This window comes from Klebsiella sp. A-Nf5, assembly GCF_002810545.1.
GTDB lineage: Bacteria > Pseudomonadota > Gammaproteobacteria > Enterobacterales > Enterobacteriaceae > Klebsiella > Klebsiella variicola.
Map to the genome: position 1 here is coordinate 101369 of NZ_PIOG01000048.1, position 23328 is coordinate 124696.

The 23328-nt window shown below is 57.1% G+C and carries 25 protein-coding genes and 1 pseudogene; 12 read left to right on the forward strand and 14 right to left on the reverse strand.

Features of this window, described 5'->3' with window-relative positions; translation table 11 throughout:
• Positions 1–28 precede the first annotated feature (28 nt).
• The gene (locus CWM53_RS06165; RefSeq protein ID WP_100729877.1) at positions 29–568 is read left to right on the forward strand and encodes a GNAT family N-acetyltransferase; all 540 of its coding nucleotides are present in this window, start codon (positions 29–31) and stop codon (positions 566–568) included.
• A gap of 344 nt (positions 569–912) precedes the next feature.
• Positions 913–1035: a small membrane protein gene (locus tag CWM53_RS32320; protein WP_012541799.1), complete on the forward strand. Its 123-nt coding sequence runs from the start codon at positions 913–915 to the stop codon at positions 1033–1035.
• Here CWM53_RS32320 and CWM53_RS06170 read toward each other — a convergent pair.
• Entirely contained in the window at positions 1032–1661 is a 630-nt protein-coding gene (locus CWM53_RS06170) for a helix-turn-helix transcriptional regulator (protein ID WP_100675777.1), read from the reverse strand. The genes CWM53_RS32320 and CWM53_RS06170 overlap by 4 nt on opposite strands.
• 428 nt (positions 1662–2089) lie before the next feature.
• Positions 2090–2185 carry a YnaM/YnfT family protein gene (locus tag CWM53_RS32205; protein WP_272482055.1) on the reverse strand — a complete coding sequence of 32 codons (96 nt, stop codon included), beginning with the start codon at positions 2183–2185 and terminating at the stop codon, positions 2090–2092.
• Between CWM53_RS32205 and CWM53_RS30840 the strand changes: the two are divergent.
• From CWM53_RS30840 to CWM53_RS06185, 3 genes and pseudogenes are all read left to right on the forward strand, one after another.
• Positions 2145–2237 (forward strand): annotated as a pseudogene (locus CWM53_RS30840) (hypothetical protein); the annotation flags it as partial. The gene CWM53_RS32205 and the pseudogene CWM53_RS30840 overlap by 41 nt on opposite strands.
• A 443-nt stretch (positions 2238–2680) precedes the next feature.
• The gene (locus CWM53_RS06180) at positions 2681–3154 is read left to right on the forward strand and encodes an Hsp20 family protein (protein ID WP_100729878.1); all 474 of its coding nucleotides are present in this window, start codon (positions 2681–2683) and stop codon (positions 3152–3154) included.
• Positions 3155–3321: 167 nt separating this feature from the next.
• On the forward strand, positions 3322–3834 hold the full coding sequence (locus CWM53_RS06185) for a 2-oxo-tetronate isomerase (RefSeq protein WP_100631900.1): 513 nt from the start codon (positions 3322–3324) through the stop codon (positions 3832–3834).
• 20 nt (positions 3835–3854) lie between these two features.
• Here the strand turns inward: CWM53_RS06185 and CWM53_RS06190 are convergent, their stop codons facing one another.
• Positions 3855–5072: a diguanylate phosphodiesterase gene (locus CWM53_RS06190; protein WP_074385930.1), complete on the reverse strand. Its 1218-nt coding sequence runs from the start codon at positions 5070–5072 to the stop codon at positions 3855–3857.
• 403 nt (positions 5073–5475) lie between these two features.
• Here CWM53_RS06190 and CWM53_RS30845 point away from each other — a divergent pair, with 403 nt between their 5' ends.
• Positions 5476–5595, forward strand: a complete 120-nt coding sequence (locus tag CWM53_RS30845; RefSeq protein ID WP_141669845.1) for a small membrane protein — start codon at positions 5476–5478, stop codon at positions 5593–5595.
• Positions 5596–5623: 28 nt separating this feature from the next.
• Here CWM53_RS30845 and kbvR read toward each other — a convergent pair whose 3' ends face one another.
• Complete coding sequence (gene kbvR, locus CWM53_RS06195) at positions 5624–6235, reverse strand: LuxR family transcriptional regulator KbvR (protein ID WP_100675626.1); 612 nt, start codon at positions 6233–6235, stop codon at positions 5624–5626.
• A 310-nt stretch (positions 6236–6545) separates the two neighbouring features.
• Between kbvR and CWM53_RS06200 the strand changes: the two genes are divergently transcribed.
• Positions 6546–7448: a helix-turn-helix domain-containing protein gene (locus CWM53_RS06200; protein ID WP_100729879.1), complete on the forward strand. Its 903-nt coding sequence runs from the start codon at positions 6546–6548 to the stop codon at positions 7446–7448.
• Positions 7449–7491: 43 nt separating this feature from the next.
• Here the strand turns inward: CWM53_RS06200 and CWM53_RS06205 are convergent, their stop codons facing one another.
• Genes CWM53_RS06205 through ltnD form a run of 5 tightly spaced genes read right to left on the reverse strand, consistent with a single transcriptional unit; the run spans position 7492 to position 12493 of the window.
• Positions 7492–8856 (reverse strand): GntP family transporter, encoded by a 1365-nt coding sequence (locus CWM53_RS06205; RefSeq protein ID WP_100631898.1) that lies wholly within the window; start codon positions 8854–8856, stop codon positions 7492–7494.
• A gap of 57 nt (positions 8857–8913) precedes the next feature.
• Complete coding sequence (locus CWM53_RS06210) at positions 8914–9696, reverse strand: HPr family phosphocarrier protein (protein ID WP_100729880.1); 783 nt, start codon at positions 9694–9696, stop codon at positions 8914–8916.
• Positions 9697–9700: 4 nt separating this feature from the next.
• Positions 9701–10321, reverse strand: a complete 621-nt coding sequence (locus CWM53_RS06215) for an aldolase (protein ID WP_012541792.1) — start codon at positions 10319–10321, stop codon at positions 9701–9703.
• On the reverse strand, positions 10314–11579 hold the full coding sequence (otnK, locus tag CWM53_RS06220; protein WP_100729881.1) for a 3-oxo-tetronate kinase: 1266 nt from the start codon (positions 11577–11579) through the stop codon (positions 10314–10316). The genes CWM53_RS06215 and otnK overlap by 8 nt, the downstream gene beginning before the upstream one ends.
• 11 nt (positions 11580–11590) lie before the next feature.
• Positions 11591–12493: an L-threonate dehydrogenase gene (gene ltnD / locus CWM53_RS06225; protein WP_100631895.1), complete on the reverse strand. Its 903-nt coding sequence runs from the start codon at positions 12491–12493 to the stop codon at positions 11591–11593.
• 260 nt (positions 12494–12753) lie between these two features.
• Between ltnD and CWM53_RS06230 the strand changes: the two genes are divergently transcribed.
• Positions 12754–13515, forward strand: coding sequence for a DeoR/GlpR family DNA-binding transcription regulator (locus CWM53_RS06230; protein WP_074385925.1), 762 nt, complete (start codon positions 12754–12756; stop codon positions 13513–13515).
• 18 nt (positions 13516–13533) lie between these two features.
• On the opposite strand, the gene CWM53_RS06235 is transcribed toward CWM53_RS06230, so the two are convergent.
• A complete protein-coding gene (locus CWM53_RS06235; RefSeq protein ID WP_100675621.1) occupies positions 13534–14394 on the reverse strand; it encodes a class A beta-lactamase LEN-41 in 861 nt (286 codons plus the stop codon).
• Between the two features lie 294 nt (positions 14395–14688).
• On the opposite strand from CWM53_RS06235, the gene CWM53_RS06240 reads away from it, so the two are divergent.
• Complete coding sequence (locus tag CWM53_RS06240) at positions 14689–14949, forward strand: hypothetical protein (protein ID WP_008804980.1); 261 nt, start codon at positions 14689–14691, stop codon at positions 14947–14949.
• A gap of 86 nt (positions 14950–15035) precedes the next feature.
• A complete protein-coding gene (locus tag CWM53_RS06245) occupies positions 15036–16124 on the forward strand; it encodes an AAA family ATPase (RefSeq protein WP_100631892.1) in 1089 nt (362 codons plus the stop codon).
• A gap of 28 nt (positions 16125–16152) precedes the next feature.
• Here CWM53_RS06245 and CWM53_RS06250 read toward each other — a convergent pair whose 3' ends face one another.
• Together CWM53_RS06250 and CWM53_RS06255 are read right to left on the reverse strand one after the other, a co-directional pair.
• A complete protein-coding gene (locus CWM53_RS06250) occupies positions 16153–17418 on the reverse strand; it encodes an MFS transporter (protein ID WP_008804978.1) in 1266 nt (421 codons plus the stop codon).
• A 54-nt stretch (positions 17419–17472) separates the two neighbouring features.
• Positions 17473–20580, reverse strand: coding sequence for a beta-galactosidase (locus CWM53_RS06255; protein WP_100729882.1), 3108 nt, complete (start codon positions 20578–20580; stop codon positions 17473–17475).
• 196 nt (positions 20581–20776) lie between these two features.
• On the opposite strand from CWM53_RS06255, the gene CWM53_RS06260 reads away from it, so the two are divergent.
• Both CWM53_RS06260 and CWM53_RS06265 read left to right on the forward strand, forming a co-directional pair.
• Entirely contained in the window at positions 20777–21841 is a 1065-nt protein-coding gene (locus CWM53_RS06260) for a LacI family DNA-binding transcriptional regulator (protein ID WP_074385921.1), read from the forward strand.
• Positions 21842–22106: 265 nt separating this feature from the next.
• Positions 22107–22547 (forward strand): GNAT family N-acetyltransferase, encoded by a 441-nt coding sequence (locus tag CWM53_RS06265; RefSeq protein WP_061154661.1) that lies wholly within the window; start codon positions 22107–22109, stop codon positions 22545–22547.
• Positions 22548–22599: 52 nt separating this feature from the next.
• On the opposite strand, the gene CWM53_RS06270 is transcribed toward CWM53_RS06265, so the two are convergent.
• Together CWM53_RS06270 and CWM53_RS06275 are read right to left on the reverse strand one after the other, a co-directional pair.
• Positions 22600–22815: a DUF4177 domain-containing protein gene (locus CWM53_RS06270; protein ID WP_004205985.1), complete on the reverse strand. Its 216-nt coding sequence runs from the start codon at positions 22813–22815 to the stop codon at positions 22600–22602.
• On the reverse strand, positions 22784–23328 hold a 545-nt coding region (locus tag CWM53_RS06275), incomplete at its 5' end, for a helix-turn-helix domain-containing protein (RefSeq protein WP_133124336.1). The genes CWM53_RS06270 and CWM53_RS06275, both read right to left, overlap by 32 nt.

Consider the following 23328-nt stretch of genomic DNA (forward strand, 5'->3'; position numbering starts at 1 on the left):
CGGTAATACTTCCCGTCAGGAGGTAAGTTTGCACATTGATACCCATCGTTTGCATCTTCGCCCGGTCATGGCTTCTGATGTCGACGATCTGTACCGAATTTATGGCGATCCCGCGACCAATACCTTTAACCCCGCCGGGCCATACCCGAATGTAGACCATGCGGAAGTCGTTCTGAGGCGCTGGCTCGCGCATTGGCAAACTTACGGCTTCGGAAACTGGGCAATAGCACCGCGCACTACCCCAGAACACATCATTGGCTTTGGCGGCGTCAGTCTTCGTAGCTATAACGATGTCATCATTAACAATCTGGGTTATCGATTTTCCACAGAGGCATGGGGAAAAGGACTGGCCACCGAGTTTGCGATTGGCACGATAAAATATGGCTTCGAGGAGATTAAGATTGCAGAGATGTCAGCGGTTGTCAGGGCTAACCATCTGGCTTCGCAGAAAGTCCTCGAGAAAGCAGGGATGAGGTACATCAACGATATTGCTGATGTAAAAGATGCGCCGCCGAGCCTGCTTTATTCATTGATGTTAAACGAGTGGTTAAACCAGTCTACTGACTGAACAAAACGTTCTGCTTAACCCTCGCGACGGATAATGACACCGTTGCTTTGGGGGCCTTTCCGGCAAAACACGCAGGCCTGCCCACGACGTTACTCTTTGGCTTCAGACCTTAAATTTACCGTGATTAACCGCAGACCGTCACGCCTGGCTTTATCCGGTGTAACCGCTCGCTTTTATTATCAAAATGCGCACATAATAATAAAAATGAGGTCTTCAGCATTATTCATTTTCAGAATTATCGCACAAGGTATTACCTTAATCTGAAATGGCTGTTGGATGGTTGTTTTCGAAAACTTATACCCCGTATTATTTGATAATCATCTTTATCTCTGAAAAGGTCGTGTATGAGTAATTTTCTGCTATTAGCCCTGGCGGTGGTGTTATTGTTAACATCATTATTTTGTGGTCTGTCATATGTTAAAGACAGAAGGAAACTTAAGATGCGTTTTAACAAAACCCGGCGTTAATTGATCGCTCTTGAGGATAGTGCAAGAGCGATGGCCGAGAATCGCGCCAGCTCTTGCTTTGTATCAATCTGGAATTTTTTCATGATGTTGATTTTGTGAGAAAAAACCGTCTTATGGCTGATGCCCAGCTCTTGCGCTATCTGCTGATTGTTCATTCCCGTTTTTATCGCATCGATAATATAAAGCTGCGACTTGGTCAATGTTAATCGTGGGCATTTAAGACACCGTTTGCTGCCTTTCTCCGGCCCCCCAGCAACGGGTTTGCTTAACGCTGTCAGACGGTTTGCGATTTGATTTTTTATACTGCGCAGATCGGCGTTAATACTGATAAAAGTGGCATCACGCAGACAAAGCGGCAAGCGGTCAACCCGCGCGCCGCTGTCGCTGGGGACAAAAACAAAAATAGGTGTCTGCTGCGGTACCTTTTTGAAGCACGGGTGGCACAGGTAATGTTCACCGGTTTCCATTTCTGTAAAGAGCACATCAGTCTGGCTAATGATCTCAGGTGAATATTCGTGAAGAGAAAAGGGCGTACGGATATTTTCTTCGATGGCGATCTCGAGAAGTAACTCGCAAATTCCCCGCTTCAGATAAATATTTTCAGTGTTAATTAAAAAATCAGGCATAGTAGTGAAGAACACGAAATGGATAAAGGTTGATTGAGTGCTTATAGCAAATTTGTTTTGCGAATATAGGCTTAGGATATTTCTAATAACCAATAAAAGCAACAAGTCCAAAATTGGACTTTTTGGGTTGATGTCGATATAAAAGTTTTAAAATCAGTGAGTTACAAATATTAATCGCGTGTGCGCTGTCAGCAATTTGGCACAAACTGCTTAAATTGCTTATAACGCATGCGTTAATTCTGGACTCAAATATATTAATTAAAGTTACTTATTCACAGCGTGAATTGCTATTTCAAAAAATATGGTGCGCAGGCGCTGATCCACGGTTAAATGTCACCAAAACGAGGCCTGCGGTTGTCATTGACGAGAAGGACGCTGGGTATAGACGCGCCGCTGCTGAGGGGGAACAGCAACGGCGTACAAAAGGATCAGTTATCAGGGTTGTTGGAAATGCCTTTCCAGACCATCCCCAGGCCGATCAACATCGACGCGAAGAGGGCGAACAAGGTGGTGGAGATAAAAATGCCGGTCATGGTGATGCCTCAGAAAGTGCGTATGCAATCTATTAGGCACGGGGCTGCGAGAAAGGTTCCTTGCCAGGCTGAGTATATTTCCGTCAGTGGCTTTTCGGCTGGTGCCAGCAAGGCTAATGCTTGTCAGCGCGCCTCGGGCGGGAGGTGATGTATGCGCTCGTCCCCACGCTGTCGCAAGGGGTAACTGTTGACAGGTGAGGTGGAGCGGTCCTGGCGTTGACATTCCTCTGAGCAACTTATATATACACGTCGCTTCTGTTTATTGCATGTTAAACAACATCAGTTATGGGACTCAGAAGCGCCACGGCCCCCGCCGTCGGGTGGGAGTCACTCTGCCACCCGGCCTGGTTATTTTTTTTTGGTGGCGAGTGATAAAAAATTTTATTTCCGCTCTTGAAAAATGCGCTGCAGATATTATTTTATATAGCGGACAAGCCATGCTTGCCTTTATGTTGAGCTTTTGAATGGATATTCAGGAGGTTAATTATGGCACTCAAAACCTTGTCAGCACTCCCCGTTTTCGCTGATTCTCTTTTTGCCGATCGTTTCAACCGCATTGACCGTCTTTTCAGCCAGTTAACTGGCGATACGCCGGTGGGCACCTTGCCGGCCTATGATTTGCAGAAAATAGATGACAGTAATTTCCTGCTCAGCGTCAGCGTGCCCGGCTGGAAAGATGAGGAACTGGAAATAGAGACCGTCGGCGGTAATCTGCATATTACCGGTAAATGTGCAGAAACTGATCCCGGGACCGACGGTAGCCAGCGCTGGATATATAAAGGTATTCGTCGCGCAGATTTCCAGCTGAGTTTCTCGCTTCCTGAACATGCCCAGATTAATCAGGCGCAGCTGGATAGTGGGATCTTAAAGGTGACTATCCATCAGGAGATCCCGGAAAGCGAAAAACCACGCAAAATTGCCATTGAGAGTCACGGCCGGGTGATTGAACACAAGGTCTGATTCGGCGACAGTTCAGACGAGTATTCGTTAAGGCCCGTGCTGCGGGCCTTTATTTTTCCACCCGAACTGACGCAATCGGTCTACGGCCGACGAGAGAAATCGATATGCTATTCTTTTAACTGGCGCGATGCTGCTGTTATTCCTTTGATATTTTGTGAGGGGTCTGAATGACAGACGAGATGAGTTACGATGCAAAACCGACCTCAGCGCTAACGGCGGAAGTGGCTCAGATGCTGGTTGCGCGTGGCTGGCGGCTAACCACGGCAGAGTCCTGCACCGGGGGCAATCTGGCGGCGGCGCTCTGTGCTCAGGCGGATACCGCGGCGTTTTATGATACTGGCGTCGTTACTTTCAGCGATGAAGCCAAACGAAACGTGCTGCAGGTTGGTGCGGAAACCCTGGCGGTACATAGCGCCGTCAGCGAAGCGTGCGTCCAGGAGATGTCGGCCGGTATTCTGGCAATGGCTGACGCCGATATCGCCATCGCCATCAGCGGCTACGCGGGACCGGAGGGCGGGGAAGATGGTACCCCCGCCGGCACGGTATGGTTTGCCTGGAATTTTCGCGGCCAAACCGAAACCAAACGGATGTGTTTTGCCGGCGACTGTGAGACCGTGGTGGCGAAAGCGGTACGATATGCCCTGGCGGCGTTGAGCGAAAAGCTTGCCCACTGGCAGTGACGATGCCCGGGTGCGTGGCCCTACAGGTCCGTTGCCTGGCGTGCTACCGGCCAGCAGATCTCCCCAATGCCGTTAAGGCACGGTCGGGAAAAGAGAAACCCCTGAAACAGACGAATGCCTACCGACTGCAGCCAGCACCACTCCTCAATGGTTTCGACGCCCTCGGCGACAACGGTGATGCCGAGATCTTCACAGCAGCGGACGACCGAGGCGACAATCGCCTGTTTGGTGCCGCTAATATGAATATCGCGCACCAGCTCTGCATCCACTTTGATTTTATCAGGCTGAAAGCGGGTCAGGAGCGACAGACCGGAGTAACCGGCGCCAAAATCGTCGATGGCCAGCTTCATGCCGGCCACGCGCAGCGCTTTGAGAACTTTGCGGAACTGGTCGAAACAGGAGATAACCTCCGTCTCAGTCACCTCGATCAAGACCTGTTCTGGCCTGAGACCTGCCGCCAGCAGATTGTCCATCAGCCAGCCTACGGCGTCAGGATGGTTATACAGCGAACCCGGCAGCAGGTTGATCGCCAGCTGCTGTTTGCCGAGCGAAAGGCGGGCGGCAAGAGAGAAGGCGAACGCTTTGCTCTCGAGGTCGAAACGGTAGCGATCTTCCGCCGCAATGGCGGCAAACATTTCCACGGGTGAGCCGCCGGTCGGGCTGCGGATCAAGGCTTCAAAGGAAGAGACCCGCCTTTTAGCCGGCTCGACGATGGCCTGCAGGGCGAACTGGCAGGGCTGGTCCGCGAGGTTGCGCGGCGAGGCGTTGCCCATTGCGGGAGTCATCGTCCAGCGAGAGGGTTGCAGAGACTCGGGCAGGCAATAGCGTCCGCCGTCGGCGATAAAGGCGCTAATCAGCCTGAACATGCGGTCGTTGATCGGCTCGGTTTCACCGAAGGTGCTGAAACGCAGTATCGCTTCTACCGCGGCGTCGCCCTCATAATGGCGGAGATCCAGCATGCGCATCCCGACATCCCGGAAGCGGCGAAAGGCCGAGTAGTCGCGCATCAGCTCCACCACGTCACGATGGCGGGGGTCGCATTGTATTGCGCTGAATAACGATTCGAGAATTTCCTCATTTCCTTCCAGCACCTGGAAGAACTGCTGGCCATTAAACAGCAGAATGCCGGTTATCCCGAGGGGCATATTTTTCCCGCTGGCGCGATGAATAAGGGCGTCAAGATCGATCAGTGGCCAGGCAGGATCAACCTGGCTGCGGTAAATCAAGGTGGTTAGCATAGTCATTCCGTTCTCTGTAACAGAGCCCGATGGCCTGTACAGATCGAAAATAGGGAGGTTGGGCCATACCCTCAAGGAGGAGGCCAGCATTTTCTGACATTCAACCAACCGTGATGTCCGCTACGCGGAACGGGAGATTCACATGGTGATTCCCTCCACTCTACAGGGAATCGGATGTTTAGCTATCTTTTTCTCAATATCGTTGCTAAAAGACAATAACAGACCATACATTTTTTTTAAAAATCGGGGGCGGAGACTTAACTTAGCGATTAAAAAATGGCTGTCAGGAATTATCCTACCACTCTATGACGTGTTCTGGAAAAGAAGAAATGAGCTTGCATGGATAATATGAGGTCAATATTATCTATGCCAATCAAATTCTTCTTATTTTTTCGAGGTTGTCATGGGTGATTTGCTTATTGTTTTATGTTTGATTTTTTGCCCCGTTATTTCTTTGTGGAGCGGTATCTCCTATATTAAAGAGAGGCGCAAAAGACGTTATGTCTTCCGTTCCAGAAGATAATGAGTTAGCATAATAATATTTTATGAGGTTAACGTCTGGCGAGTATCTGGACAAGATTGTTGAATTGCTGTCGACTCTTTAAATGGAACTTATTCATAATGTTCTTTTTATGCGAATGGATCGTTTTGTGACTAATTTTTAGTACAGTGGCCACTTCATGCGGGCTCAGGCCAATGCTGAACGCGTAGATGACTTTGGTTTGCGCGTCGCTCAATGACTTACAGGGGCAATTTATGCAGCGACGCAGACGATTAAAGGGAGAGCCATGCTGTTCCGTTAAGGGGTGTTGAATTGCGTGACCTATCGCCTCCTTAAGAAGATGAACGGCGGTGTGCGGGTGTATAAACACCGCATGCTTAAAACAGTTGGGTAAGTGATCGATGACGGTAACCTCTTCATCATTCAGGAAAATAAAAAGTTGATAATTCTCTGTAGCGTGCTGTAAAAGTTCATGGCATAAGTACCATTCTCCCGTCACCATTTCAGTGAATATGACATCGGCTTGTGCAATCGACGCCGGCTTCCATTGCTGAGAAAACTGATAATGCGATCGCTCGCACGCCTGCATCGTTTCATTAACCAGTTCGGCAATCGCGACCCGCAGATAGTGATTTTTTATATTGAACAAAAAATTTGTCATATAACTTCCCTGTTGAGCATTAAAATGAAATCAGGATAAATTAAAATATATAATGGCAATGCGCCGATTATTTTTAGACGAGATAATCTAAGGGATGTTTTACACTAATGCAATATTTGCTGGAGAAAGTGGGATAACGGCAGATGAGCATACGAAAGTTCCTAATAAACAAAACGTTAAGCATATGTCTGTTAGGGTTTTTTACTGATAATTATTTTTTTATTTTTGCCGTGCATAAAAAGCTTAGTGCTGTCCTCCACCTGTTGTTAAAATTAAAGGAGGATAAGACTACAGGAAGTATGCGGTATCTATGAAGCAGATGCTCTATTTAAAAATGCTGGCGTGGCTGGAAGATAATATCTACTGTAACCCGTCTATCGATTACCTGGCGCAGTATATGGGGTATTCGCGCCGGTTTGTCTATGAGGTGTTTTATCAGTATGGTCAGTTACCCATCGGGCAGTATATCCGGCTGCGGCGGTTGACCATCGCGGCGGTGAGTCTGCGATTAACACGGCAACCGATCGCCGCCATTGCCTGGGAGTTGAGCTATGACTCGCCGCAGACCTTTTCCCGGGAGTTTAAGAAGCGCTTCTCGCTCTCGCCGCGGGAATACCGTTGCGCCGTACACTGGGACACGGCTTTGCTGTTAAAGAAATTCGACCCGGAGGGTGAGAGTCTGCCTCAGGCCCGTTTCTGTTCGCTGCCCGAGAGGGTCTATCGTGGCTTTCCGATGAAGTATGAGCTGCGCCTGTCGGATATGGTGTTGCAAAGCACGTCCAAGACGGCTATCAGACAAAAGGTTGACCGTTTTTTTACCGCCGGCGGTGGCCGTCTCTCTGTGTTATCCGATTATTATGCGGCGAGGAACAATGAGCTTAACGTCGAGGTTAACGCCTTTGTCGGCTGTCATCGGGAGCGAGGCGCGCTGCCCGCGCTGACGACGAACAGCACGCTGACGATAAGGCCCGGGCTGTATGTTGGCGTTGAATTCTATGGCAGTTGGGCGCGTTACTCCCGTTTATCCAGCGATCTGTATATGGAGTTGCTGCCAGCCCTGGGAGCAAGCCGCCGGGAGGGTGTCGACATTGAGTGTTTTCTGGAACGTCATAAGGAGGGCGGGCCAGCGGCGGAAAGGCGCTATCGCGTACGCTATTTTATCCCGGTGACGCTGTCTGGTGAGGTGACAGCCTGCCAGCGTCCCGGTAACTGACAAATGACAAATAAAGGTGGCCTGGCGGCCACCTTCGCGAATATCACAGTACAAACCACAGCAGCCAGGTGATCAGAAAGCCCGTCACTCCCATGATGGTCGTCAGCACGGTCCAGGTTTTTAACCCATCCGGCACCGAGAGCCCGAGATAGCGCGTGACGACCCAGAACCCGGCATCGTTGACGTGCGATAACCCAAGCGAGCCGAAGCAGGTCGCCAGCGTCACCAGCACCAGCTGAATCGGCTCCAGCCCGATAACCGCCTGAGACAGCAGACCGGAGGTGGTGAGGATCGCCACGGTGGCCGATCCCTGCGAGGCCCGGAGTACCAGCGAGAGCAGGAAGGCGGCGGGCATCAGCGGCAGATGAATGGTCTCCAGCGCCTCGGCTAAGGCATTGCCGATGCCTGAGGCGACCAGTACGCCGCCAAAGGCACCGCCGGCGCCGGCGACGAGGATCACATCCGCCGAAGAGGGGATCGCGCTGCCAGTGACTTCGCCCAGCTTTTTCAGGCTCATCCGCCGACGGATGCCCAGCGTCCAGCTGGCCAATCCCAGCGAGATCAGGAGGGCGACCGGCGGGGTACCAATGACGGTCATCAGCTGGCGAACCGCATTTTCCGGCAGCAGCAGCGCCTGACACAGCGTCCCGGAAACAATCAGCATGATGGGCACCACGATCAGCCCACCGATAACCAGCGCATTCGGCGGCGGCAGACGGGTCTGCTGCGCGTTAACGGAGAGGTCCGGCACTTCAGCCGTTTGCTGCTGCTCCAGCACGTTAATCGACAGATGATAATGGCGCCGATTGATAAACCGGGCGACAAAATAACCCACGATACCGACGACTATCGATACCCCGATTCCCGCCAGCATCAGCCAACCGACATCGCTATGCAGAATGCCTGCCGCCGCTGCCGCGCCAGGATGGGTGGGCAGCGCGACGTGCACGGTTAACATCACTCCGGCCATCGGCAGGCCAAACTTCAGCGGCGATACGTGGGCGACTTTGCTGAAGCCGTAAATTAACGGAATGATGATGATAAAGCCGACTTCAAAAAAGACCGGCGTGCCGAGAATAAAAGCCACGATGGTTAAGGCGGCAATGGTCCGTTTTGCACCCAGTACGCCGGTCAACGTTTTCGCCAGCGATTCGGCGCCGCCGGACATTTCAATCAGCACCCCCAGCATAGAGCCCAGAATAATAATGCTGGCGATGTGACCAAGCAGGCCGCCCATGCCTTTTTCAATGGTGGTAATAATTTTATCTGCCGGAATGCCGGTGGCGAATGCCACCAGCAGGCTGACGATCAGGAGCGCTACAAAAGGATGTGCTTTCGCTTTGATCACCAACAGGAGCAACAGCACTACGCTGGCTAACGCAATAAGTAACAGCGCCGATGTCGACATAGGTTTGCCTCGGGTATTAACAGGTATACAGAGAGTTATTTTTTTAGAAAACGGCGTTTATTTTTTCCGGTAGGGCGAGAACCACCCCAGCCCGGAAAACGTGTCTGCTCGGGGGATATATTCGCAGCCGATCCAGCCGTCATAACCGGTTTTATCCAGTAGCGCATAGAGCCACGGATAGTTTATTTCGCCCTCATCCGGTTCATGACGGTCGGGCAGGGAGGCAATCTGAATATGGCGATACTGGCCGGCATATTCGGTAATGAGATGGCTTAAATTGCCGTCTACCTTCTGCGCGTGAAACAGATCTAACTGCACCGCGACGTTCGGCCTGTCGACCCGTTTCACCATCTCCAGCGTTTGATATTGGCTGTGGTAGAGATAGCCCGGTTTGGTCTGAGGATTCAGCGCTTCGATGAGTATCCGCTTGTCGTGGCGGGCAAAGCACTCCGCCGCGTAGCGCAAGTTATCGATAAGCACGGCCTCGCAGGCTGCGCGATCCATCCCCGGCTGTACCACGCCGGCCATGATATGCACCTGCGGGCAATCCAGCTGGCAGGCATACTCCAGCGCCAGCTGGATCTGCTGGCGGGCCTCGGCGCTTCTGCCTGGCACCGCGGCGAGCCCCCATTCACCGGCGTTGACGTCGCCGGGTGGGGTATTGAACAGAACCAGCTGCAGCTGGTTCTCCTGCAGGCGCTGTTTAATTTCCCCGGCGTCATACTCATAGGGAAACAGAAACTCCACGGCCTCAAAACCCGCGCGGGCAGCGGCGGCGAACCGGTCCAGGAACGGCAGTTCGGTAAACAGCATGGTTAAATTAGCAGCAAATTTTGGCATGGTTTTATCTCAGTTCATCCACTTCGTCAGTGGTCAGGTAGCGGATCTCACGGTTGCCGAGGGTAAATATCAGCCGCGCGGTCTCTTCCAGCTCTTCGGTATTGTTGGTGGCTTCGCGCAGCGATGAGCCGGTGACCACCGGACCGTGGTTGGCCAGTAAAAAGGCGTTATAGCGCGGCGCCAGCCCGGCCAGCGCCTGGGCAATACGGTCATCGCCCGGTCGGTAGTAGGGAACCACCGGGACGTCGCCGACACGCATCACCACGTAGGGGGTAAAGGGACGAATACAGTTGTGCGGATCGAGCCCCTGCAGGCAGGAGAGCGCGGTCAGATAGTGGCTGTGCAAGTGGACGATCGCCTTACAGGCCGGGTTGTGCAAATAGACCGCCCGGTGAAAAGTGACCTCTTTCGACGGTTTGTCGCCGGAGATCCATTCACCTTGCAGCGTCACCACCGACAACCGCTGTGCCTGGAGTTCGCCGAGGCAGGAGCCGGTCGGCGTCGCCAGCAGGTTGCCGTCCGGCAGCAGCAGCGACAGATTGCCGGCGGAGCCAGTGGCATAGCCGCGGCTAAACAACGAGGCGCCAATCTGCACCATTTCATCTCGCAGTTGTTGCTCAGTCATGACGAAACTCCTGCTGGGCACGGGCAAAGAACTGGATATCGCCGAAGTTACCTGACTTCAGCGCCAGGGAGAGCGGCTGGCGGGTGTCACGCACCCAGGGCACGCCGGGGGAGATGGTCGGCCCAATATGGAACGCCTCGACTCCCAGCGTCTGCGCCACAATGCTCGATGTTTCCCCTCCGGCCACAATAAACCGGGTAAATCCTTTCGCCTTCAGGGCGGCGGCAAGGGCGGCAAACAGCTGTTCCACCCGTTCGCTGCTGGCCTTGTCGCCATACTGCGCCTGGATCCGCTGCAGCGTTTGCGGCTCGGTGGTGGCATAGATCATCGGCGCCAGCGGCGCATCGCGCTGCGCGTCCACCCAGTCAGTCAGCGTCCTGACGTAGCTCTCCAGATCGGTAAAGCAGGCGCTTAAGTCGACGGCGCGGGCGGGGGCCTGTTCACGATAGGCTGCCACCTGGCTGTTGGTCATCACCGAGCAGGAGCCCGAGAGCACCACCGCCGGGCCGGCCAGCGGCATGCCCGCCTGAGCGCTTTCACCCCTGGCGCCATGGCGCTGTGCCCAGTCGCGGGCGAGGCCGATGGCGAGACCGGAACCGCCGGAGACCAGCTTCATCTCTCGCAGCGCCACACCCTGGGTGAGCAAATCCTGTTCACTGAGGGCGTCGAGCACCACATAGCGCACCGCCGGATCGCTGATTGTCGCCAGCGCGGCGGCGACCGCCTCCGGTCCCCGGTCGACAATCGGCCAGGCAATCAGCGCGGCTTTTCCGCGCCCCTGGCGCTCAATTAAGCGGCCCAGGTGCGCATCCTCCATCGGCGTCACCGGATGGTGGCGCATCCCGGATTCATTCAGCAGTTGCTCGCCGACAAACAGATACCCCTGATAGACCGTGCGGCCGTTCACCGGCAACGCCGGGGAAATCACCGTCCGCGTCTCGCCCAGCTCGGCCAGCAGGGCATCCAGCACCGGGCCAATGTTGCCCTGCGCGGTGCTGTCGAACGTGGAACAGTACTTGAAGTAGAATTGCTGACAGCCCTGGGCCTGCAGCCAGCGCAGCGCGGCCAGTGACTGGCTGATGGCCATTTCCACCGCGCAGGAGCGGGTTTTCAGGCTGATGACCACCGCCTCGCTGGTCAGCGGAAGATCGCGGGTCGGCACGCCATTCAATTGCACCGTCGGCATGCCGTTGCGCACGAGGAAGCTGGCGATATCCGTGGCGCCGGTGAAGTCATCGGCAATGACACCAAGCTGCATGTTATCTCTCCTCACTGTTTGTGGCCCGGCAGAGTGATGCCGTTGAAAATCTTGATCACCGCGCTGTCATCTTCCCGGCCGAATCCGGCATTGCTGGCGGAGGTGAACATATTTAGCGCGGTGGTGGCGAGCGGCAGCGGGAAGGTCAGCGCCCGGGCGGTGTCATTCACCAGACCGAGATCTTTAACAAAAATATCGACGGCGGATTTTGGCGAGTAATCGCCATCCAGCACGTGCTGCATGCGATTCTCAAACATCCAGGAATTACCCGCCGCGTGCGTCACCACGTCGTACATCGTCTCCAGCGGGATCCCGGCGCGGGCGGCAAGCGCCATCGCTTCGGCGGCAACGGCGATATGCACCCCGGCCAGCAGTTGATGAATAATCTTTACCGTCGAGCCAAGGCCAATGTCGCTCCCGATGCGATAGACTTTGCCAGCCACGGCGTCCAGCACCGGCGCGAGGCGGGCAAAGGCGGCATCGCTTCCGGAGGCCATCACCGTCATGTCGCCGGCGGCCGCTTTCACTGCGCCGCCCGATACCGGCGCGTCAAGCATCAATAGCTGGTATTCCGCCAGCGCCACGGCTATCGCCTGGGCATCGGCGGAGGCGATAGTGGACGACACCATCACGACGGTGCCCGGCTTCAGGTGGGCGGCGAGGCCGGTTTCGCCGAACAGGATCCCCCGCACCTGGGCGGCATTGACCACCAACAGCACGACCGCATCCAGTTCAGCGGCGAAAGGCACCGCGCTGGGTCCCGCGCCTTTAGCGCCCGCCTCCAGCAGTGCGCGACAGTTGTCGGGGTTGATGTCAACGCCCCAGGTGTTCAGGCCCGCCTGCAGGCAGGCGCGGGCGGCGCCCATGCCCATTGAACCCAGTCCAATCACGCAGACGTTAGTGTGTGCAGCCATGATGGTCTCCTTGTGAATATTCGTTAATTAATGTGATTTAATGATAGAATAAAGCGTTATCATGTGAAGTTATGTGAGAGCTATCACGAATAACCCACATGAATATAAAAAATTCACAGGCGGAAAGAGGCTGCACAATGGCGATTATTGCCCTAAAATAGCGTAAAAACAGCGGCAAAGCGCGATAACAATACAGGGTGTCGCCAGGTTCGCAGCCCGAGTGGTGACGCCTGGTGTGAAAAAATGGTAAGGGGAGAGCGGTGATTCCAATAGAACGACATCAGCGTATTTTAGCCCTGGTGGAGCAGCGTGGGGCGGTAAGCATTAATGAGCTGACGGAGATCCTCGGCGTGTCCCATATGACCATCCGTCGGGACGTCAGTAAACTGGAGGAACAGGGGCTGCTGGTCAGCGTCTCGGGCGGTGTTCGCGCCGTCAGCCGGCTGGCCACAGAACCCAGTCATCTGGTGAAAAGTACGCTGCAGAGCGAGGAGAAACAGGCGATTGGCGCGTTGGCGGCAAGTCATATCGCCAAAAACAGCTGCATCTATCTGGATGCCGGGACCACCACCCTGGCGCTGGCGCGGGCGATCCTCGACCGGGATGATCTGCAGGTGGTGACCAATGATTTTGAGATAACCCAACTGTTGATCGATGCCAGCCAGTGCGGCGTGATCCACACCGGCGGTACCCTGTGCCGGGAGAACCGCTCCTGCGTGGGCGAATCGGCGGCGCGAACGTTACGCCACCTGGCTATCGATACGGCCTTCATCTCCGCCAGCGGCTGGGACAGTCGCGGTATTTTCACCCCTGATGAGAACAAGGTTACCGTCAAGGAGACCGTCAGCCAGGTCAGCGCAAGAAGTATCCTGTTGTGCGACAGTTCGAAATACAATCAGGTGGCCACGTTTATGGCGTTACCCTTGACCCGGTTCACCACCATCATTACTGACCGGAATCTGTCCGATGCCGCCGCCAGTCATATCGCCCGGCACGCCTGCGAGGTGCTGCGGGCCGGATAACGCGTGCCTACCGCCGGGTTAGCGTTGCCAGTGCTCGATCAGCGCTGCGCCGATCCCGGCGATATGTTGATTACGCTCGGCCATACTCGCCGGGGTATCCCGCAGATAGATCACCACAATGCGCTCCGCGTTGCCGTCCGGGCCGAGCAGGGCGACAATGCCGCGCGCACCCCGTTCGCCAGCCCCGGTTTTGTCGGCGATAAACCAGCCCGCCGGCAGCACGGCGCGGATCAGCGGGCCGGCAACCCGATCGTCCACCATCCACTGCAGGAGCTGCTGTTGCGAACGGGCGCTCAGATGCTGCGCGGTCAGTAGTTTGCGCAGCGTGGCGGCCATGCTGGCCGGGGTAGTGGTATCGCGCGCGTCGCCGGGAAGCGCCTCATTCAGTGCCGTTTCCCAGCGGTCAAGGCGGGTGACGTTGTCACCGATCTGGCGCAGAAAGGCGGTCAATCCCGCGGGGCCACCGACGGTGGCCAGCAGCAGATTGCCGGCGCTGTTATCGCTCATGGTGATGGCGGCGGCGCAGAGTTCGCCGATCGTCATCCCGTCGACAAGGTGTTTTTCGCTGACCGGGGAGTAGTCCACCAGATCCTGCTGGCGGTAGTGGATCCGCCGATCCAGTTGTTCGACCCCGGCATCCACCCGCGCCAGCACCGCGCCGCACAGCAGCACTTTAAAGGTGCTCACCATGGGAAAGCGTTCATCGGCGCGCCAGGCCGCCAGCGTGCGGCCGCTGGCCAGATCCATTTCCACCATCCCCACGCGGCCCGACAGCTGGCTTTCGCTTTGTTTAATCTGCTCAAGCGGCTGTGGACCGGCGTCTACCGCCAGTGGCAGGGTGGCTAACAGGGAGATAACACACAGGCGAACATAACGCATAACCGCAATACTTCCTTGAGTGAGGGCCGATAAAGGCGAGCAAAGGAGCGACAAATAAGAATAACCCGGCGTTTTGCTGATTCACAATTCCTCTTTTTTCCTTCATCATTTGTCATCTTTTATTTCGAATAATCAATATTTAGCCCAGCCTCAGCACGCTATTTTTTGACTCAAGGCCGCGATGAACTATAAGAAAGTACGTAATGCCGCACTCAGGCTGGCGCCGTTTGTTGACGACAATGCCCGCCGGACTCCGCGGTTCGCCAATGATATACGCCATCCCGGGAGGAACTGGTGCACCCGATAATTAAGGTCATGCTGGTGGGAGGTAAGGCCGACGGGCTGTTGGTCAGCGTCGCCGATGACGCGACCGAGGTCTCGGTGACGCCTGCTCAGTACGGTGCCCCATCCGGGCAACCGCTGAGCTATCGTATTGTCAGTCAAACCATTGACGATGAACGCTATTATTTTGGCGTCTTCAGTGAAGCCCATCAGGATAGCGACAAGCTGACGCGGGTCGCCCTGACCCGTGGAATGAAAAAAATGTTCTGTTAAACCCTGCCCGAATGAGGGCGTGAGAGGGTATCCCTGGCGCCGCTCTGCTACTGTGGCAGCCTTCTATTTCCAGGGCAGGACCCATGATGATTCAGTACATCCGTATTCAAAACTTTCGCTCGGTCAGGGATATCGCGCTGGAGCTCGGGCCGCTGAACATTGTCTTCGGCCCCAACGGCTGCGGCAAATCCAATATTTATAACGCTATCCACCTGCTGACCGCCGCCGCTGACGGCAAGCTGTCGGGGTTTATCAGCGAAGAGGGCGGTCTGGAGAATATGATGTGGTCCGGGGAGCGTTCGCCCGTTGATCGTCATCCCCGCCGTCTGCAAATCGCCTGCCGGACCGACAGCTTCGATTATGAGCTGCAGATAGGCTTCCCGGAAAAATTGCCCTATCCGACGCAGTTCATGCTCGATCCCATCGTTAAAGAAGAGAACATCTGGCTGGCCGGCTACTCCCGCCGGCCTTCCTCCCGCGTACTGCAGCGTAAGAATCAGGCGGCGTTTCTCGTCGATGTGACGGGGGAGAAAAGTACGTTCACTGAGAGCATCTATGAAAACGAGTCGGTGTTCGGTCAGCTCGGCGAACCGCATCGTTTTCCCGAGGTGTCGCGGGTGCGGGAGACCCTGCGCCGCTGGCGGTTTTATCATGAATTCGCTATCGGCCGCCATTCGCCGCTGCGTCAGCCGGCCGTGGGATACCGTTCGCCAGTGCTCAACAGCGACGGCCATAATCTGGCGGCAGCCTTTCAGACCATTGTCGAAATTGGCGCGGAAGAGATTTTGCACGAGATCCTCGCCGACGCCTTTCCTGGCTGCCAGTTTTACTGTGAAAACGAGCAGTCACGTTTCGCCCTGAAAATGCGTCGCGAGGGGATCCGCCGCCCGCTGCTGGCGGCGGAGATGTCTGACGGTACGCTGCGCTTTCTGTGCCTCGCCGTTGCGCTGCTCAGCCCGCGCCCGCCGGCCTTTCTGGCGATCAATGAACCGGAGAACAGCCTGCATCGCGACATGTTGCCCGCGCTGGCCCGGCTGATTATCGAGGCCTCGCGCTACAGCCAGATCTGGCTGACCAGCCACTCGGCAGAGTTGGCGGAGCTGATTGCCGCCGGGGCGCCTTGTCAGCGCTATGCCCTGGAGAATCGCGGCGGTGAGACGCGGATTGTCGAGTGAGTCCCGTCGTCCCTGACGGGCGCCGGAGTCAGGCGGGGGTCTGCGTCCCCGCTGCAGGCAGCAGATTTTTCCCACCCCGTAAGGTAAAGAACGAGAGCAGGGTGAAGCTCAGGGTGATACACCCGAGGATCAGATAGGCCTGATGGAAGCCGACGGTGTCGTACATCCGGCCGACCCAGGCGGAAAGCACCACCCCGGAAAGCTGTTTCGACAGGTTAAAGCCGATCAGAAACAGGGTGGCCGAGAGCCGCGGGTTAAAGGCGGAGGAGATATATTTAAAGGTCCCGACCAGCAGGAAGGGGATCTCAAACATATGCAGCATCTTGAGGATCACCACCTCCACCGCCGATGAGGCAAAAGACGACCCGAGAATACGCACCGACATGATCATCCCCGCGGTCAGCAGGGCGTTTTTGGCGCCGATGCGGTTAACGATGGCCGGGGCGCAGAACATAATTAGCGCGTTGAGCAGCTCGCCGCCGGTGGTAACAAAGCCAAACACTTCGGTCCCGCGCTGCGGGCTGGCGAAAAAGCTTTTGAAAAAGTTGGCGAACTGCTGGTCAAACACGTCATAGACGCTGGCGACGCCGATCACATAGACGATAAAGCCCCAGAAGCGCGGCATACGCAGCAGCTCTGCCGCCGTGCGCAGCGAAAAGGCCTGGCGATTGGCGCCCAGCGCCTCGATAACCTCGGCGCTGTTGCTGCTTTCCGGTCGCGACAACCAGAGCAGCAGACCGAGTACCAGCGCAAAACCGGAGGCGATCCAGAAGGTGATGTTGGGATCGATGCCGAACAGCACGCCGGTTATCGAGGCGCACAGCGCCCAGCCGACGCAGCCTGCGACCCGCACTTTGCCATATTCAAAGCGGTTGGCCCGGCTGACGCGTTCGATATAGGCTTCCACCGCCCCGGAGCCGCTGGAGAAAACAATCCCCAGATAGATCCCGCCCGCCAGCGCCCCGGCGATAATATTCATTTGCAGCAGCGGTGAAAAAACAAAAATAAAGAACGGTGCGAACAGAATTAACAGCACCGTAATAGTCCACAGCAGATGTTTGCGCAGGCCGAGCTTATCCGACATCAGGCCAAACACCGGCTGAAAAATAATGGCGAATAACGAAATAGACGAGAAAACGATCCCGGTTTCCGTTTTGGTTAAATGGTTAACGTCCGCCAGCCACACCGGAAAAAACGGAAAGTAGGCCGACATAATGAAATAGTAAAAGAAAAAGAACAGCAGGAAATAGACAAAATTATGCCGTTCTCGTGGCGCCAGTTCAGAGAATTTCATCACCATGATCCCTTGTTATTCTGTTTGTAGGGTGGGGGCTGTCGCCCCCACGGATTAAAGGCAACGCAATGAGACCTCGTACTGCCAGCGCGTTTGGCTCAGGAGCCACTGCGGTAGCACGCTGGGGGTCCAGGAGTCATCGCCGCCCACCCCCATATGCAGGCCGTCGAGGGTGATCCACACGCCGTCTTCGGCCTGCATCTTGTGCCAGTGGTCGGTCTCCATCAGTTGACGGGTGCTCCATGGCTGAACGGAGAAGTGGAAATGACCGCTGACGTGCCAGCGTCCCCAGTCCAGCGCCTGGGTATCACAGCGCAGGCCGTTTTCCGTCGGGAAGATGTAGGGCGTCGTCATCGCCGCCAGCGGCAGCTCCCAGCGGGCGAAGCAGGCGCTGCTCCGCCGGTCGGGGTAGTTCTCATGTGGGCCCAGGCCCAGCCAGCTCACCGGCGCCTGCTGATCCGCCACCTGGAAGTACAGCCCGACCCGCGGCAGCGGCGGCAGGGTTTCTGCTCGTTCGCCGTCCACCGCCAGCCGCAGCGTACCGTCCGCGGTGAAGTGCATGCGCCAGTGGCTGACAATCACTACCTCTTCGCCGCGCAGATAGTGCCAGCGGCAGTCGACGAGGGTTTCATTTGCCAGGCGCTGCGCATCGCACTGGACGCAGTGCGCCTCAAGATCGTACAGGCCGGCGCTTTTCCAGCGCTCCACCCAGGCGTTGGGGTCGATGCGCTCTACTTCGCTGACCCCGATGTCGTTGTCGAGCGGCGCGCGAATAAACTGGTCACGCAGGGGGGTCAACAGCTGCTCCTGACCGCCAACCGACCAGCGGCTCAGCAGACCCGTCCGGCGATCGATGGTCCAGCATTGCGAACCGGCGCGGATCTGCCAGACCTCGTCGCTGACGATAAGATCCGGAGCGCCGGCAGGCACCGTGGGCGCCGGCAGCACCAGCGGGGCGGGCAGGGGAAACTGTTGCCAGGCGACGCGGTGTTCCGCTTCTGACCAGGCGGTCGCCCGGGGCTGGGTCACCTCCAGTGTCAGCCACACCGCGCGGGCGCCTTCAGGCAGGATCAGGCTGTCGAGCAGCGTTATCTCGTCGCTGCCCTCAGGGGGCAGCGCCAGGGTCAGGTTGCCGTGATACAGGGTTTCACCGGCCGACTGCACCTGCCAGCGCACCACTTCGTTATCGGTTGGGCGGAACAGGTATTCGCTGGTGATGCGCACCCGCAGCGGCGAGGTCGACAGCAGCGTGAACTGAAAATACTGCTGGGCGTGCTTCGCCTCCACCAGCGACGGATGCGGTGTGCGATCGGGAAACACCAGACCATTCATACAGAACTGGCGATCGTTAGGCTTATCGCCAAAGTCACCGCCATAGGCCCAGCCGACGCTGCCGTCGTCAAAGATTTTGCGGATCGCCTGATCGGCCCAGTCCCAGATAAACCCGCCCTGCAACCGCGGATACTCGCGGAAGGCCTGCCAGTAATCGGCGAAGTTGCCGAGGCTGTTGCCCATCGCGTGGGCATATTCGCAAAGGATCAGCGGCCGCTGCTCGCCGGGCAGGCTGATCCATTTTTTGATCCCCCATTTGGGGACCGCCGGGATCGGCTGGTCGCGTTCGACGCGGGCGTACATCGGACAGATAATATCGGTGGCGGTGGTATCCGCGCCGCCGCCCTCGTACTGCACCGGACGGCTCGGGTCGTTGCGTTTCAGCCAGTGGTACAGCGCTTCGTGGTTACCGCCGCCGCCGGATTCGTTGCCCAGCGACCAGATGATAATGCACGGATGGTTGCGGTTGCTCTGTACCATCCGGGTGACGCGGGCGCTGAAGGCTGGCAGCCACGCCGGATCGTCGGACAGCCGATTCATCGGCACCATCCCGTGGGTTTCAATATTGGCTTCATCGACCACATACAGACCGTAGCGGTTGCAGAGTTCATACCAGCGCGGCGCGTTGGGGTAGTGAGAGCAGCGCACGGCGTTAAAGTTGTTCTGCTTTATCAACAGAATGTCCTGCACCATATCCGCCTCGGTGACCACCTGACCGCGCAAATGATGATGCTCATGGCGGTTAACGCCGCGGATCAGCAGCGGTTTGCCGTTGAGACGCAGCAGGCCATCGACAATCTCGATGCGGCGAAAACCGATGTCCCATGCTTCGGCCTCCAGCAGTTCGTCGCCGCGCCACAGGGTGACCACGGCGCGATAACAGTTCGGGGTTTCCGCGCTCCAGTGCGCCGGCGTCGCCACCGCCAGGGAGAAATCGACCCGTTCCGCGTAGTGGCCGCGTTCATCCACCGTCGGGGTGCCTAACGGCTGCCGCCCGGCGGCGACCTGCTCCTCGCCGCGCCACAGGCTAACCCCGACGCTGAGCCCGGCAAGGGCCGCCTCTGTCGCTTCGACGGTCGCCTGGACCTGCAGAGTGCCATCGCGGTAGAGGGCGTCGAGGGCTGGCGTCAACTGCACGTCGCATAGCCGTTGCTGCGGCTTATTCAACAGCCACACCGAGCGGAAAATGCCGCTCATCCGCCACATATCCTGGTCTTCCAGCCAGCTGCCGGCGCTCCAGCGCATGACCATCACACACAGGCGGTTGTCGCCCGGGCGCAGGAAGGGGCTGAGATCGAACGCTGCCGGCAGGCGACTGTCCTGCGAATAGCCGACCCAGACGCCATTGCACCACAGATGAAACGCCGAGTTGACGCCATCGAAAATAATCTGCGTCTGTCCATCCGCGCGCCAGGCTTCTTCGAGCTCAACGTGCAGGGAATAACAGCCGGTCGGGTTATCCTCTGGTACCCGCGGTGGCGTGGTATCGATGGGATAGCGGACGTTGGTGTAGATCGGCGCGTCATAGCCCTCCATCTGCCAGTTGGAGGGCACTGGCGTGCCGCGGCTGTCCGGCAGATCCTGCGTCAGCCACTGCGCATCGACGGCGAACGGGCTGCGGGCGTAAGCGAACTGCCACTCGCCGTCCAGCTGACGGCGGCGTGTGGAGGGATGGTTATCCCGGGCGGCAAGCTCATCGCGCCAGCTGGCGAAAGCGGGATGCGCCGGCAGGCGGTTAAGGTGGGTAATGGTTTGGTTCTGCCAGTCTTCACGGGCGAGGACGGCGTGAAAGTCGGGCATATGGCTGTGGCCGGTATCGCTAATTTGCATTTTAATCCCCGGTGAATCAGAAAATGTCGTTCGCTAAACAGGATGATTAACGTTATCGGGTAATTTGTTTTTTCCAGCAATCACGCTGAAAATGAAATGAACAGACGATCACGAAAGCGGGGGCAAAACGCTGTTTTTTGTCGCGCATTAAACATAAAATGTTAGCGCACGACATTGTTATCACTGAGGAGAAAAGATGCCGCGTCGTACCGCAACCCTGGAGGACGTCGCCCGCGCGGCGGGGGTCTCCCAACAGACCGTCTCCCGGGTGCTGAACCGTCCTGAGGTGGTGTCAGCCCGCACCCGGGAGCAGGTGATCCGCGCGATGCAGACGCTGCACTACGTGCCTAACCGCTCGGCGCAGCTGCTTGCCGGCAAGGCGGCGCCCTCCATCGGGCTGATTACCGCCTCGCTGACGCTGCATGCTCCCTCGCAGATCGCCGCCGCGATAAAAAGCCATGCCAGCCTGCATCAGCTGGAAGTGGCGATAGCGATGCCGGCGCAGGCCGATTTTGTCGCGCTGCAGGCGCGGCTGGATGAGCTGCGCGCCCAGCATATTCGCGGGGTGATCGTCAGTCTGCCCCTGGAGAGCGCCACCGCCGAGCGGCTGGTGCAAGAGAACCCGGATATGGCCTGCCTGTTTCTTGATGTCTCTCCGGAGGCCGATGTCTGCTGTGTGCGCTTCGACCACCGCGACGGCTGCGGAGCCTGCGTGCGCCACCTGTGGGAGCTGGGGCATCGCGAATTCGGCCTGCTGGCGGGCCCGGAAAGTTCGGTTTCCGCCCGTCTGCGCCTCGCCAGCTGGCGCGAGGCGCTGCACAGTCTGAATATCGCTCGCTCAACAACAGTGTTCGGCGACTGGAGCGCCGCCAGCGGCTGGCAAAAAACGTTCGAGCTGCTGCATCTGCAGCCGCGGATCAGCGCGATTGTGGTGGCGAACGATCAAATGGCGCTCGGCGTGCTCAGCGCGCTGGCCCAGCTTAATCGCAGCGGTAGCCGGGCGGTATCGGTGACCGGCTATGACGACACCGCCGACAGCCTCTATTTCCAGCCGCCGCTCACTACGGTGGCGCAGGACTTCGATCTGCTGGGCAAGCGGGCGGTGGAACGGCTGATCGCCCTGATGGCGGCGCCGCAGCTGCGGATCCGCGAGCTGCTGCCGACCCGGCTTATCGTGCGCCAGTCGGCCTGGCCTGCCGCCGTCGTGGAGGACCAGCAGCAGACCCTCGCGCAACTGAAAGCGCTGGTGGAAAAACTTTAGCGCAGGCCGTTTAGGCTTTATTGAGGTTGACTCTGTTATCCTCGGCATCAAACGTAGAGAGGTCAGGATTATCTGTCTGCGAAAAATGCAAAACACAATCTATCCATGCAAGCATTGATTTACCGCCAGTCATATGGCGGTTTTTTTTTGCCGTCGCCTGCCTCTATCGTTTTCTTCCGTTCGCCTTTCCGCCTGGCATATCCTGCCGCGGCATGCTAGATCTTGCTTCCGGGGCTCCATTCGGGAGACGACGGGAGGCAAGGTTATGATGGTGATAGAGGGTAAAGAGGCGATCGCGCGGGTGGACTGGCAGCGGGTGCGAACCATTATCGCCGAGGCCGGATTGAATGAGCGCGATGTTCAGCAACTGGAGCAGGCGTTCCGCCAGAGCACCTTCTGCTGGTTTGGCTATGAGAACGGCCAGTTGATTGCCGTGGCGCGAGCCATCAGCGACTGTACCTGGAGCAGCTATCTGGCGGATGTGGCGATCGTCCCCGCCCGTCAGGGGCAGGGTTACGGACAACAGTTGATGCTGGCCATCCGGGAGCAGTTGCTTCCCTTTGGCAAAATTTTTATCTATGCGGTCGCCGATAAAATTACGTTTTATCAGCGCTTTGGTTTTGCCATGCTGACCACCGGCATGGTCTGCGCCAGCGAGGAGGGCATGCACAACATGCAGGAGCAGGGCTATATCCGTCAGCCCTGAAAGCAGGCGCTTAGAAACGCCTGGCTTAAACGTGTAAACCAGGCGCAGGCTGTCAGAGGGGGCGTTCGAGCACGAAAAGATACGCTTCCCGCGACCAGAACAAAGCGGTGCGGCGGCGCTCCACCGACATGGTTTTCACTTCCCATCCTTCACGGGTATAGCTGCTGAGAAACTGGCTCATTTTGTCAGGGTCAGCCTTGGCTTCGCCAAAAAACAGGCTGCCCAGCAGCCCCTCTTTATAGATCACTACCCGACACTCTTTCTTCATCATCGACCCTCCTGGCGACCCGTTTACTGTGGCCGTCTATTGTCCGTTGCCGCGATGATTTTGCAATCGGAGAAGTAGCAAACTGTTTTCGGTACTGCAGCGGACTGAGCGCAAACTGTTGGCGAAAATGGTGGCGCAGGGTGCCGGCGCTGGCAAACCCGCAGCGCTCAGCGATCTGATCGATGGACATCGTGCTCTCCGTCAGATGCTGGCGGGCGCGCAGCAGCCGCTCGTCCAGCAGCCAGCGGGCGGGCGTTTTACCGGTGGCCTCCTCAAAGCGGCGCAGGAAAGTGCGTGGTCCCATGCCGGCGCGCTGGGCGAGGGAAGCGACGGTATGGCTGGCGGCAAGATGCTGGTGCAGATAGTCAAACAGCTGCCCAAGGCGCAGGCTCTCCCGGCTGCGGGAAACCGGGCGCAGGACCTGCTGCGCCTGACCGCCGTCGCGATGGGGAGAGACCACCAGGCGGCGGGCGACGACGTTGGCTGCTTCGCTGCCGAAATCCTCGCGCACCA